General features: G+C 62.7%; 10 protein-coding genes. 3 read left to right on the top strand and 7 right to left on the bottom strand.

The genetic code is table 11. From position 1 onward, the window contains the following. Positions 1–11 precede the first annotated feature (11 nt). The gene (locus JOY29_RS00620) at positions 12–2,744 is read right to left on the bottom strand and encodes a DEAD/DEAH box helicase family protein (protein ID WP_300974269.1); all 2,733 of its coding nucleotides are present in this window, start codon (positions 2,742–2,744) and stop codon (positions 12–14) included. A 241-nt stretch (positions 2,745–2,985) separates the two neighbouring features. Here JOY29_RS00620 and JOY29_RS00615 point away from each other — a divergent pair, with 241 nt between their 5' ends. Beyond that, positions 2,986–4,119 (top strand): AAA family ATPase, encoded by a 1,134-nt coding sequence (locus JOY29_RS00615; RefSeq protein WP_300974268.1) that lies wholly within the window; start codon positions 2,986–2,988, stop codon positions 4,117–4,119. A gap of 160 nt (positions 4,120–4,279) precedes the next feature. Further along, entirely contained in the window at positions 4,280–6,697 is a 2,418-nt protein-coding gene (locus JOY29_RS00610) for a S8 family peptidase (RefSeq protein WP_300974267.1), read from the top strand. A gap of 395 nt (positions 6,698–7,092) precedes the next feature. Here the strand turns inward: JOY29_RS00610 and JOY29_RS00605 are convergent, their stop codons facing one another. From JOY29_RS00605 to JOY29_RS00585, 5 genes are all read right to left on the bottom strand, one after another. Then, the gene (locus tag JOY29_RS00605; protein WP_300974266.1) at positions 7,093–7,410 is read right to left on the bottom strand and encodes a hypothetical protein; all 318 of its coding nucleotides are present in this window, start codon (positions 7,408–7,410) and stop codon (positions 7,093–7,095) included. Between the two features lie 131 nt (positions 7,411–7,541). After that, entirely contained in the window at positions 7,542–8,513 is a 972-nt protein-coding gene (locus tag JOY29_RS00600) for a S41 family peptidase (RefSeq protein WP_300974265.1), read from the bottom strand. 112 nt (positions 8,514–8,625) lie between these two features. Beyond that, positions 8,626–9,108 (bottom strand): MarR family transcriptional regulator, encoded by a 483-nt coding sequence (locus JOY29_RS00595; protein ID WP_300974264.1) that lies wholly within the window; start codon positions 9,106–9,108, stop codon positions 8,626–8,628. A gap of 337 nt (positions 9,109–9,445) precedes the next feature. Further along, positions 9,446–10,504, bottom strand: coding sequence for a TerC family protein (locus tag JOY29_RS00590; RefSeq protein ID WP_300974263.1), 1,059 nt, complete (start codon positions 10,502–10,504; stop codon positions 9,446–9,448). 76 nt (positions 10,505–10,580) lie between these two features. Continuing rightward, on the bottom strand, positions 10,581–10,742 hold the full coding sequence (locus JOY29_RS00585; RefSeq protein ID WP_300974261.1) for a DUF465 domain-containing protein: 162 nt from the start codon (positions 10,740–10,742) through the stop codon (positions 10,581–10,583). Positions 10,743–11,444: 702 nt separating this feature from the next. Between JOY29_RS00585 and JOY29_RS00580 the strand changes: the two genes are divergently transcribed. Next, positions 11,445–12,893 (top strand): AMP nucleosidase, encoded by a 1,449-nt coding sequence (locus JOY29_RS00580; protein WP_300974260.1) that lies wholly within the window; start codon positions 11,445–11,447, stop codon positions 12,891–12,893. Positions 12,894–13,005: 112 nt separating this feature from the next. Here JOY29_RS00580 and JOY29_RS00575 read toward each other — a convergent pair whose 3' ends face one another. Next, the gene (locus JOY29_RS00575; protein WP_300974259.1) at positions 13,006–13,398 is read right to left on the bottom strand and encodes a hypothetical protein; all 393 of its coding nucleotides are present in this window, start codon (positions 13,396–13,398) and stop codon (positions 13,006–13,008) included. Positions 13,399–13,563 lie beyond the last annotated feature (165 nt).

Here is a 13,563-nt window from a genome sequence, read left to right as displayed (position 1 = left end):
CCGTCCCCCGCTTACGCCACCAATGCGTCCTGAAGCTCGTCGAGTAGCGGCTCGAGGCGCTGGCCGAAAGCCCGCCGTGCGCCGATGATACCGCCCCTGCCCTCGAATTGGTCCTGGAGGTCGGCGGTGGTCACCTCGATGTTGGCGGCGAGATAGTCGCGGATGGCTTCCAGCCAGCCGAGCTGCTCCTGCGTGTAGTGCCGCCCCGCCCGCTGCTCGCGGCCGAGCCACAGATTGAAGCGGCCGGCCATGTCGGACGAGAGCGGCGCCAGCGTCTCCGCCTTGCCGATGGCAAACCGCACCAGCGCGACGATGTCGGTCAGGGTTTTTGCCGGATTGGCCCGCACCTTGTCGCCCTGCAGCCGGCGATAGGCGCTCCAAATGGCGAGCGGCTCCAGGAGCCATGGCGGCTGGAGCATGGCGTCGCGCAGCTCCTCAAGACTGGCGTAGGTCAAACGCTTGGTCGCCGCCGGCAAGCCGTAGAGGATGCGCAGGGCTGTGAGCTGGTCACGATGCTCGTCCAGGAAGCGGGCGAAGTCCGCCGTCATGGTCGTGGCATGTCCCTCGTCCCACGCCGAGGAGGTGGTCACGTCCCGGCTGATGTCGTCGATGATGACCTCCGACGCCTTCTTCACCTCGATCAGCACGCGTCGGAGGTCGGGGTTGTTGTAGGCCGACAGCGCCGCTTCCCGGCGTTCGGCGGCGACGGCCTCGATTTGCTCGGCGGTTGGCCGCGGGCCGTTGCGGGTTTCGGCCTCGGAGATGATCGCGTCGGCGTCCATGGCTTCGACCAGCTCACCGGCGAGTGCGCTGAGCGGCTTGCCCGCGACCGCTTCCACCTTGGCGCGGGCGGCCGGGTCGAGCTTGCGGTCCAGTCGAGCAAGGCGCCCGGCCAGAGTGGCGACGGCATCCTCGTCGCTGCGGCCGCTGGCGATCTGCTCCAGCAGTTTCTCGAACGCCACGCCATGTTCGCGGTCGAGCGGCACGGCCTGAACCTTCAGGCTGTCCGTCACGCCGACGGCGTCGACCAGCACGAAGCGGTCCTTCACCCCGGCACCTGGCGTGATGGTCGCAAGCGTTGCCGGGTCGATCGTCCGCACGCCGCGGCCCCGCATCTGCTCGAAGTAGACGGCCGAGCGGACATCCCGGAGGAAGATCAGCGCCTCGATGGCCTTCACGTCGGTGCCGGTGGCGATCATGTCGACCGTGACGGCGATGCGGGGATTGTAGGAATTCCGGAACGCGTTGATCAGCTGCTCCGCATAACCCGCCCCAACCCGGTAGGTGATTTTCTTGGCGAAGTCGTTCCCCTGGTCGAACACCTCGCGGGCGATCTCGACAATCTCTTCGGCATGGTGGTCGTCCTTGGCGAAGATCAAGGTCTTCGGCACCTCTGTGCGCCCGGGAAAAAGCTCAGTGAACAGCGTGTCGCGATAGGTCTCGAGCACCGTCCGGATCTGATTGCGGGCAATGACGCTTCGGTCGAGGTCCTGGGGCGCATAGACCAGGTCGTCGTCGAGCAGCCGGAACTCCTGCGCCCGGGTGTGGCGATCGCGGACGGGGACGGTATAGCCGGCCTCGACCCGCCCGCCATGCTCGCCAATCTGGGTGCGAATGCGGAAGATCTCGAAGGGCACGTTCACCCCGTCAGCGACCGACCGCTCGTATGGGTAGTCGGCGACGATGTTCTCGTTGAAGAAGGCCGCTGTCTGGACCGTCGGCGTAGCGGTCAGGCCGACGATCTGGGCATCGAAATAGTCCAGGAGCTGGCGCCAGTTGCCGTAAATGGAGCGATGGCATTCGTCGACTATGACGATGTCGAAGGCTTCCGGCGGGATAGAAAAATTGTACTCAATTCGTTGAGGCCGCGGATTCCATCCGCGCTCAAAATCGCTGGCCTCTTCTTCCTCCTCCGACAGCTCTGTGCCGGTGAGCTGAGCAAACAGGCGCTGGATGGTGGAGATGACCACCTTTGCTGGCGGATCTAGGCCGGCTGAGCCGAGCCGCTGAACGTTGTAGAGTTCGGTAAACAGACGGCCGGTCTCTGGGGGACGGTAAGTCTGGAACTCCTTCAGAGTCTGCCGGCCGAGGTTATTCCGGTCGACCAGGAACAGGATGCGCTTTGCATCGGCATGGGCGAGCAAACGGTAGGACAGCGTCGCAGCTGTGAAGGTCTTGCCGGCGCCGGTGGCCATGCGGACAAAGGCGCGTGGCCGGTCGGCAGCCAGCGATTCCTCGATGCCGGTAATCGCCTCCACCTGGCAGTCGCGGAGCCCGTCCATGATCAGCTGCGGCAGGTTCGCGAGCCGGGCCCGCAGCGACGAGCCCGACTTCAGCCACTCATGGAGGGTCTCGGGCTGGTGAAATGAGAAGACTCGGCGGGATCGGTGCAGCGGATCGACACGGTCGGAAAACAGGATCTCGGTGCTGGACGCTTCATAGTCGAAGCGAAATGGATCGCTCCACCTAGTCAATGGCTGCTCCGGTGAGGCTTGATACCCCCGGGCCTGCTCCGCCACTCCCGACAGGGTGGCTCCAGCAGCCTTTGCTTCGATGACCCCACAAGCTTTGCCAGCCACGAATAGGAGGTAATCGCAGGGGCCGCTCGACAGCGGATACTCGCGAACTGCCACTCCCAAAGCGGCGGTCCGGTTCATGGCCGCCCTATCCTGCACCAACCATCCGGCGGCTGCCAGTTGCTGATCGATGACGCGACGGGCAAGTGCTTCGGGGGTGACGCTCACTAGCGACACTATGCGGTCTGTATGCCTTAAGTGGCAAGTCGAGGTTGCATCAGCGCTCTTAAAGTCGCTTCCGGCATATCTGAGCGCTGCGCAGCAACATACTGCGACGACTTCGCTTGCTAACGCCGCCGGGATCGCAGATTGTAGCAACCGACGTCCCAAAGGGTATTCACCTGCGATCGTCATCGTCGGAGGCATGCGCAGCAAAGGGCGGCGCCAAGACCAGCGAGCGGAGTGAGATTTGGACCTTCTCGGGCCCAATTATGCCGGGGCAGGGCCACAAAATATCGATATGCCTGAAGAGCCGAGGAAGCCGGGGAACAAGAAGAAGCGCATGGCTCGAAGCGATTTGATCGTTGCCTTGGTTAAAGCTGGTGCGACTGGTGACCGTCATCTGGCGCGCACTTCCGCTGAGGCGTTAATCGCTGACGAGCGCTCCAAGCGGCACACCATTCTGGCTGATCGGCTGACTGCAGCCCTCCGCACACACTCAAACGGCACTACCCCGACCTCAAGCTCGCCGATGGAACCGACGCAGCGAGGACCATCAACACGCGACCTTTTCGTTGATCGGGTTCCGCAGCGTCGTCTCTCTGACCTGCTGCTCCCGACCGTGACTCGCGACGCGTGCGAACAGCTCATAGAGGAGCAGCGACGCGCCGATGTTCTTAGGTCGCATGGTCTGGAGCCACGCCATCGCATTCTTCTCGCCGGACCGCCCGGAAACGGGAAGACGTCGTTGGCGGAAGCGATCGCTGAAGCGCTGAGCGTTCCACTTTTGACTGTTCGTTACGAGGCTGTGATCGGCAGCTTCCTCGGTGAAACGGCAAGCAGACTTCGTCGTGTATTCGATTTCGCGCGCACGACACCAAGCGTCCTATTCTTCGACGAGTTCGATGTCGTTGGAAAAGAGCGGGGCGACATACATGAGACGGGCGAAATCAAGCGTGTTGTCAGCTCGCTTCTTTTGCAGATGGATGATCTGCCGAGCTGGACAATCATCGCGGCGGCTACGAACCACGCCGAGTTGCTCGACCGTGCAGCGTGGCGACGCTTTCAGCTGCGGCTTGATTTACCGGCCCCAGATGAGCGCCAGATCGCAAATTTCATCAGCATGTATTTTCAGGCCCGTCCTTTGCCGGGCAATCTCGGACGGTCGCCGGATCAGCTGGCGCGTGCCCTGCGTGGATCCAGCCTCGCGGAAGTCGAGGACTTCTGCACCAACATCCTTCGTCGCTTCATCTTGTCATTGGGGGAAGGTCGCCCGAACGAGATCGTCGAGCACGAGCTGAGGGTTTGGAGATCCCGCGTAAGCGCACCGGGCAAGAAGAAGAGCGAGAAACGTGGCGGAGAGACCCCTCCTTCAGATACCTGAGGCGACCCGTAATGAGCGCGAGAAGCGTGCTCCTGTCCCGGTAGACCCGAACGCAAAGATCGCGAAGCCGGGCTTCGGTCGTCAGTCGCAACGGCTCGGCCCGCGATTCGATCGCCTGAGGAACGTCGCAACGCAGAGCGCAGCGCAGGCGAGTATGACTTTGCGCGCTGATCCCGATGGAATCGCGCCGGAGCGGGCGCTCGTCTTCGAGGTCGCCGGCTCCCTTGGCGATTTCTACAGCCAGGTCGGTCGCATCGCAGGGCTCGAGTTCCTGCTCGAGGACGATGCAGACATTCCGCCGTCCGACGACTTCCACACGCTTGCGACCAAGCAGGGCGAGCAGGTCCGCACCGACAAGCCGGTCGGCGGGCGCCTTTACATGGCGATGCCAGACATGCAGGCGCTGCGGCAAATCCTGCGACTATGGGACCGTTACCGGCAGGGTCAGGACATGCCCTACGGCTTCGCGCCTTGGCGCACGCTGTTCGATATGCTCAGCGATCTGCGCGCCTGGGGTCCGCAGGACCGAGTCCTGCCGGAGACCCTGGCCTACTGGAAGGATCGCATCGCCGATCGACCGGACGATCCAGTTCGATTTGAGGTCGAAGTGTGGTTCCACGAACGAGCCGAGCGGCGGGCCAGCGCGGTCGCAAACATCGAGAGACAGCTCGCCGAGCTGGACGGGAAGGTCGTGACGGCCGCGGTAATTGAGCCTATCCGCTATCACGGCATCTTGGTCGATCTCCCGCCTCAGCGCGTGCAGGAGTTGATCAACAACCCTCACGTTACGCTCGCTCGCATCGACGACATCATGTATCTGCGGCCGCAGTCCGTTGCCGCCATCGCCGAGCCGGAGCAGGACGGCGAAGTTTCGGAGGCTGAAGGCGCCCCTGCGCCCTCGGGCGACCCCATTGCGGCGTTGCTCGATGGCGTGCCGGTCGCCAATCATCAACGTTTGGCCGGCCGCCTAATGCTGGATGATCCCGACGATTATGCGGCTCGCACGCCTGCGGCGAAGCGATCGCACGGGACAAGCATGGCGTCCCTCATCATTCATGGCGATCTGCAGGCAGGAGAGCCGCCGCTCGGACGGCCGCTCTACGTTCGCCCCATCATGATCTTTGACGCCGCGAGCAACGCTGAGACGACGCCGCCCGACCGGCTGCCGCTCGATGTGGTTTATCTCGCTGTTCGCCGACTGCTCGAGGGCGACGGAGGTGAGCCTGCTTCCGCGCCAAGCGTCAGCGTGATTAACTTGTCCCTGGGTGATCTGAACCGTCCATTCTCGGGAAGAATAAGTCCATGGGCGCGACTGATGGACTGGCTTTCCTTTCGCTACCGCGTGTTGTTCCTCATCAGCGCCGGAAACGTGCGAGGCTGGTTGCCCATTCGAGAGATCGCGACAACGGCGGAGTGGGCGGCAGCTACGCCTGAGGCGCGCGAAGCAACTATAATCAAGGCCCTCAATTCTGAGAAGTCCGCGAGAACGCTCCTCTCGCCAGCAGAAGGATTGAACGCGATTGCTGTTGGCGCATGGCACGCCGACGAATTCGCGGCGGCCGCGGATCCCTTCCACCTAAAGGACCCATTTCCAAATGGTGGCCTTCCCAATGTAAGTTCAGGGGTTGGGCTGGGTTTCCGGCAGACAGTGAAGCCGGATTTGCTGTTCGATGGCGGGCGCGAACTCGTTCGAGCGTCGGAAGATGAAGGCCATGTCTGGCTCGCGGTGGATGGGGGTGGCGCCTTCGCCGGGCAATTATCGGCGGCGCCAGACACCGGCGCGACAGGTAGGCTCGATATGCAGCGTCGCACGGTCGGGACGAGCAACGCTACCGCGCTCCTGACCCGGTCGGCAGCGCGAATTTATGACTCGCTGCTTGAGGCCGGCTATGACATCCCTCGCAGCCATGCGGCGGTGCTCCTCAAAGCGCTACTGGTTCATGGCGCGACCTGGGGCGAAGCTGGAGAAAAGCTGGATGGCGCGTTTGGTCCTGCTGGCCGAGACTGGCAACGACACCGCGACAACATCTCACGATTCTTAGGCTACGGCCGGCCGGAGATTGACCGCGTCTTGGATTGTGCTGCGGAGCGCGCAACCCTCTTCACTTACGGCGACCTCGAGCAAGACACTCAAGACGAGTTCGATATCCCGCTCCCGCCATCAATCGAGGGGTCGACCGAGCTTCGTCGACTGACCATGACCTTGGCTTGGCTGACCCCTGTACATGCGCGCCACCAGCAGTATCGCTCGGCGACCTTGGAGTTACTACCGGCGGGCGACAAGGCGTTCTCGCTGGCAGTCGAACGGCTTTCGGGTCAGCCAACGCATTTCGCGGTCAATCGTGGAACGCTGTCACACGGAATCTACGAGGGAGAGAGTGCGGTGGCTTTCCTGGACGGAGGGATGTTGAAGCTTCGCGTTGCGTGCCGCGCGCAGGCTGGAGCCCTTGACGATCGAGTGCCCTTCGCGGTGGCGATCAGCATCGAAGCCGGGATTGGTTCTGGCATTGCAGTCTACGACGAAGTTAGAGCCGCAGTGCAGCCAGCCGTCCGTGCTGCTGCTGCTCCCTCAAGATAGCACAGTCAGGCAGCCCATCGGTTTTCTGCGGTCAGCCAAGCGCTCGTATAAATTCGCCACACTTGATTGTCACATCTGGCTGTCGCACAGTTACTTACGGACGCATCCTGAACTGCGGAAATCTAACGTTCTCAGCCGATCGTGGAAATAGAGCAGATTCCCGCTGAGCTGTTCTGGCCAGTGACGCCTTGCCCTTCCGAACTGCGCAGCTAAGCCATAAGCAGCTTCTTCACCATGTCCGTTTGTGGCCGGATGCAGAAGGGCTGCTTTCGGACGATATGTTGCAAATGCAGGCGCCGGTTTCGCCCGTCGCGGCGTGCACAGATGCCGTCAGGCACGAAACTGCCGGTGGGTTGGTCGATCCACTCCCTTTCCCTTGTCGCTCAGATAGACCGTCAGAGATCTTCCCCATCTTCGCATCGAGAGATGTTCTCAACCAACATGTCGTATCGCGCCGATGTCGCCGTTCCCGACGCGAATGGACGAAGGTAGGCAAGGCGCTCGCGCTCCAGGTCGCGGTAGATGGCCTCGCGATCCATGCCAAGCCTGCGACCCTGTTTCAGCGCCACGTTCAATTCGCTAAGGGCCTGGCTCTGCAAGACACTCGCATCCCCCCTGATGTGGGTGCGACTGCGAGAATCACCTCGCACCTGCACGCCAGCCTCGTATGCGATATGGCATTGCTTCGACCTGTTGTAGGTTGCCTGTTCCACGCATCGGTCCGTGTCGCAACCATATGGGCGGCAGCCGCAGAGAAGAGTGGCGCAAGCGGAGATCGCGAGGGCAGTTCGTCGCGGGGCGAGCATGGCGAGTGACCCTTGTCGTTGAAGCGACGGCTCTGAAGTCAGCGGGCAGGGCCACCGTTGATGAGGCTGCGCAACTCGGCGGCCCGGTCCGGGGAGGCGGTAGCAATCAGCTTCTCGAGCGCTATGCGCCGAGCAGATTCCAGCGCAGTAACCGGGTTGACGGCAACATCGGGCTGAACGCCCTTGCCTTCCCAACTTGTCTTGGAGATCGGGTTCACCGCTGCGCCCGTGGGCACGAATATGGCGAAGTGCTGATCGATCGGAAAGATGTCGCCGGGGTTGGCGCCGCCCCAGGTCGGTTCTCCGACGATCGTCGCGCGCTTCAACTGCTGCAGGTCGTAGGCGAATTCTTCCGCCCCGGAGCCTGTTCGCTTGCTCGTCAGGACGTAGACCGGCTTGTCGATGCTCCAGCGTCCGCCGGGGACATAGGGCAGGGTCCAGATCTGATCGACCTGGGCCTGCCCGCGCCGACGAAAGCCGTTGATCTTCGTGTCGGGCGGGACGAAGTAGCTGACCGCCAGGGCGACCATGCCGGGGTCGCCGCCGCCATTGTCCCGAAGGTCGACGATCATCGCGTCCGTATGCTGCAGGAAGGCCATGGCTGCCGTGAGGGTCGGCCCGCCAAACTGCGCCGGCGCGAACATGTTCATCTTCAGGTAGCCGATGTTGCCGCCGAGCACCTCCGCCTTGGGTATCTCGTAGTTGTTGCGCGCGAACAGCGCCAACTCGCGTGCGAGGAGAGCGGGATCGGGACGCTCCGGCCCGGCCATCGGTGGGAGCGGCTCCGGAGACCAGATCAGGCGGAGATGCGCGTCGTTCGCCTCGGCCCTGATCACGGCATTGATGGCGGTGGCAAAGGCCTCGGGGTCAGTGATCGCGGCAAACTCGCGGGACGCACCCTTACGCCGAAGAGCCTTGGCGAGGGCCGACGCCTTCTCCTCGAATACGTAATTGGTGGTGATCCGCTCGATGACTCCGTCAAGCACGACCTTGCGACTGCTCGCGGTCATCGGGGCTGCCGAGGCTGCTGGAACCGGGGCCTGCGCCCGCGTTGGCGAGCCATGCGCAGCCAGGATGAGCAGGGGGACAATAGACAGTGCCAAGACGTTACGCGGCATCTTCTTACTCCAGCAGTTGTGAGAGCCTGACGCTGAGTGGTTGGGCAGTGAGCGCGGCATCGAGTTGGTTCAGGATCTCGATCAGGTCGCAGCCAAGTTCAGCGAACAATTGGTCGAAAGCGGTCGCCAGCTTGCTGTTGAGGTCGCGAAGAACCGTGGCCTCGGTCTGGCCCCGACCGGTCACAATGAGCTGCTTGCGCCGACCGTCGCCCGGGTCCTTTGTGACCTCAATCAGGTCGGCTTCGACAAAGGCCTGCGCCATGCGGACGATCAGGGGATGTGACAGGCGCAATCGCCTCGCGATCTCCGCAACTCCGATGGGTCCTGCTTCATCAATGAGAAGAAGCATTGAAGCGCCGCGAGGAGGCACATTCAGCCGCTTGCTTCGCAATTCAGCGCCACTTTGCTGCAGGATCAGCTCGGATGACCTGCGCAGCCGGTGCGCGAGAAAGGCCTTGCCTAGTGACTGGATAAAGTCATCACTCACCAACACACCAGAGTATGTAACAGGTTACGTGTCAAGTCACATAGTCTGAATGAATCGGCATTCTGCCTTTGACATGACTGTCTCGCTTGCACCGTTGATGGCTGGGCTCGGACCAAGTCCGTTTTCGGGTGAGAGCAAGACCGACCTGAACGTCCGATAAGGGCGCAAAGCAGACCGCGGCCGGATGTCCGCGATTGGCCGCAAGCGGAAGGTCTGGTTCAAGGGCTCAATTCTCGCGAGCGGACATTCAGCGAGCACCGAGCTTATGCCTGGAAGCGAGTCACTCCGGGCATAAGCTCAGTCATCGTCTTGCGACCTCTTCGGACGCTAGCGTAGTTTACATCGGATCGCTCACATCGCGCATAGAAGCACCTTCGTGTCGGGTCTTCCAAAGCGAGTAAGCAATGCCACCAAAAAGGATGGCGAAGGTGATCCCGAGGCTCCAGTTGGCTGGGAACTTGCCGCCTTCCATGCCAAGCAGGTCGGCGAGGAAGATCTTGGAGCCAATGAACACCAGCAGCAGGGCCAGCGCGTATTTCAGATAATGGAATCGGTGCACCAGCGCCGCCAGCGCGAAATACAACGCGCGAAGGCCAAGGATGGCAAAGATGTTCGACGTGTAGACGATGAACGGGTCAGTGGTGATCGCAAAGATCGCCGGCACCGAGTCGACCGCAAACACGACGTCGACGATCTCGACCATGATCAGAGCCAGGAACAGCGGGGTCATGAACCAGGCCAGCTTGCCGGTCTTGGGATCCGGCTTCTTCACCCAGAACTTCTCGCCGTGAAGCTCGTCCGTGACGTTGAAGCGGCGGCGGATGAACTTCAGCACCGGACTGGAGGATACGTCATACTCCTGCTCGGCCGTCATCCACATCTTGATGCCCGTCAGGATCAGGAACACCGCAAAGATATAGAGCACCCAGCCATATTGGCTGATCAGAGTCGCGCCGAGGCCGATCATGATGCCGCGCAGCACGATCACGCCAAGGATGCCCCAGAAGAGCACGCGGTGCTGATACATGCGCGGCACCGCGAAATAGGTGAAGATCATCGCGATGACGAAGACGTTGTCCATCGCCAAACTCTTCTCCACGACGAAGCCGGTGAGGTAGAGCTTGGCCGCTTCCCAGCCGCTCAGCATGGTAGCCGCTTCGGCCGCGCTCGCCCCCGCGCGCTCGCCTTCAAAGGCCCACCAGACGAAGCCCGAGAAAAGCACTCCGAGGCCGATGTAGAGCGCCGACAGGATCAGGCTCTCGCGAACCTCGATCTCCTTGGTCTTGCGGTGCAGCACGCCAAGGTCAAACGCCAGCAGCACTATCACGATGGCAAGGAAGCTGAACCATAGCCACAAGGGCTTGGTCAGCCATTCATACATCAGAAATTCGGGCATCGTTCATCCATCCCTGTTGGCAAGAAGAAGGGGCTGAGGGCGGTGCCCCCGGCCCCTTCCCGTGTTTATTCTTAGGTCAGACCTGCGCGCTGGTCCGGGTCATCCGGTAGAGAATGTCCTTGACCCGCAGCTTCAGCTTCTTGAGTTGGCTGGTCCGGGTAGGATCGGGCCGGCGGCGACGCTGCTCCTCGCGCAGGGCCTGGTCGATCCGCTGGTGCGTTTCCAGAAGGCGGGACATTCGTGCTGTCATTGGTCAGTTCCTCCTCGTTCAGCTGATGAACCGATCGGAAGAGCCGAGGGAGCCGCCACGCACGGGTTCGAGGGGTCACGCGAGGGGCCACACATCGGATATTCCGATGCGGTCCGACATCACGCAGGCGCCGCCTGGCTTCATCTCGCCAGAGGAGCGCCACGCCAGAGGGGCCCGGTCCGCCTGCTCCTCTTAAAACTGTGAGTGCCGAAGATCAAGATCGAGTCGTTCTTCCAGATAGGAATCACGGTCCATGGCTTGGCAACTCCGTTGTGCAAGCCGCACCCGCTTTAACTTCTTTGAAGGTCGCGCCTCTGCGAGATAGCTCCGGCCGTCAGGTGCCGATCTGACTTGACCCTCAGCAGCTTGCGCCGGAAGCAATCCGCCAAGGTCGAGATTAAGATTGGGACCTCAGCTGAACAAGCGGCTGCTTTCGGGTTGCGCAGAATCGACCCAGAGCGACTGGAATGGGCGCAAAGCAGACCTTCCAAACTGACGCACTTGCTTGTCGCACCAAGCTGTCGCACAATCCACTTCGGACGCTTGTTGAACCGCGGAAATCTGCCGTTCTCAGCCGATAGTGGAAATGGAGCAGATTCCCGCTACCCGCTCCAGCTTCGGTGCCGCTCTTCCGACAGGGTTAAAAAGCGCTCCACCTTGCCCTGTCACAAAGTTTCGCTACACGGCGCCATGCCTGATATCGAGACCATCCTCGACCAGCTCGAGACCATCTTCGACGGGTCGGTTCAGAATCTGCGCCGTGCTCTCATGGCGTATGTGCGGGACGGCGTTCGTCCCGAAGCACAGGCGCGGGCCGACGGCTGCTTCGCCTACCCCGAGCTTCGCATCGACTATGATCCGGCGACTCCACCCCCGCTTCCGGCACGGGCCTTCGCGCGGCTGAACCAGCCCGGCATCTATGTCGCCAGCATCGCTCGGCCGAAGCTGTTCCGCGAGTATCTGCGCACCCAGCTCGAGCATCTGTGCCGCGATTATGACGTGGAGATCAGCGTCGGCCGGTCGGCGAGCGAGATCCCCTACCCCTATGTCCTCGACGGCGGCGAGGATCTGCAACTGGGCGGTATCCAGTCGGCCGAGCTGGCGCGCTGGTTTCCGACCACCGAACTGGTCCACATCGGCGACGAGATTGCCGATGGCGAATGGGATTCGACCCGTCATTCAACGCGGCCGCTCGCGCTGTTCGACGGGCCGCGCACCGACTTCAGCCTGGCCCGGCTGCGCCATTACACGGGCACTCCAACCGAGCATTTCCAGCGCTTCATCCTGTTCACCAACTATGTCCGCTATGTCGATGAGTTCGTGCGCTTTGCGGCCGATGCACTGCGCGAGGAAGGGTCGCCCTACCAGGCGCTGAGCGTGCCGGGCGGCCGCTACGACCGGGGCATGCTGGAGAATGCCGAGGCGGAGATCGCGGCGGGCTCGTGGCGGCGCTACCAAATGCCGGCCTACCACCTGGTCGGGCCGAACGGCGACGACGGCATCAGCCTGGTCAACATCGGCGTCGGGCCGAGCAACGCCAAGACCATCTGCGACCATATCGCGGTACTCCGGCCGGAAGTCTGGCTCATGATCGGCCATTGCGGGGGGTTGAGGCCAAGCCAGACGATCGGCGACTATGTGCTCGCCCACGCCTATCTGCGCGACGATCACGTGCTCGACGACATCCTTCCGGTCGAGATCCCGATCCCGCCCATCGCCGAGGTGCAGACGGCCCTGTTCAACGCAGCAGCGACGGTCACCGGCGAGGACGAGGACATGCTGAAGAAGCGGTTGCGCACCGGCACGGTGGTCACCACCGACGATCGCAACTGGGAGCTCCGCTACACGGCGAGCGCACGGCGCTTCAACCAGAGCAGGGCGGTCGGGATCGACATGGAAAGCGCGACGGTCGCGGCGCAGGGCTATCGCTTCCGCGTGCCCTACGGGACCCTGCTGTGCGTGTCGGACAAGCCGCTCCACGGCGAACTGAAGCTGCCCGGTCAGGCCAATGCCTTCTACGAGCGGGCGATCAGCCAGCACCTCAGGATCGGGATCGAGACGCTGAACCTGCTGCGCGAGGAAGGCGACGCGCTGCACAGCCGGAAGCTGAGGAGCTTCGACGAGCCGCCGTTCCGGTGATTGAAGCAGCCCTCCTCAGGAGGGCAATGACGAAGTGCCGGGAGGTCCGGAGCGCAGCGCTCCGGACCTCCCGGCACTTCGCCGACACCTCGCCTGGAGAGAGGTGCGAGGATCAGCCCCGTTCGCCGAGCGAGCGGGCCGCCGGCTGGGCGGGCTGGTTGGTGGCGTTGGCAAGCCAGCGGCTGGTGGCGCCGCAGCTGGAGGTGGCGGTCACCGACTGGCCGGCCTGGAAGGGCTGGCTGTAGGGGAAGCATTCCGACGCCGTGCCGCTGCGCAGGCAGAGCTGGCCGGCGTTGGCGGTCCAGCTTGCCGGGATGACGTTGCCGCTGGGCGTGGTGATGGTGGCCGCGCCGCCCGGCTGGAAGCTGATGTTGTTGACGACGCCGTTGGTTTCGACCTGCACGGTCTGGCCGGCGATCTCCGAGCCCGGCACCCACTGGGCCGAGGCCCCGCTGGCGAGCAAGGCGAAGGTGGCGATTCCGGCGATGGTGGTGAACTTGGACATGGCGGCACTCCCCTGTTTCACGGATGAAGGTATCGGCAGTCCCTCCCCCGAGAGAAAAAGGTGGCCGCCTCCCTTCACCGCAAAACTCTCCAGCGTGCAGCGGGTTGCAGATAAACGTATCTGACCCGGAACAAGGCCGTTGCGGGTCCGGAAGCGGCCTCTATG

The sequence above is a fragment of the Sphingomonas sp. LHG3406-1 genome (genome assembly GCF_029637485.1).
Lineage (GTDB): Bacteria > Pseudomonadota > Alphaproteobacteria > Sphingomonadales > Sphingomonadaceae > Sphingomicrobium.
This window is presented reverse-complemented; position numbering and strand designations above follow the sequence as displayed.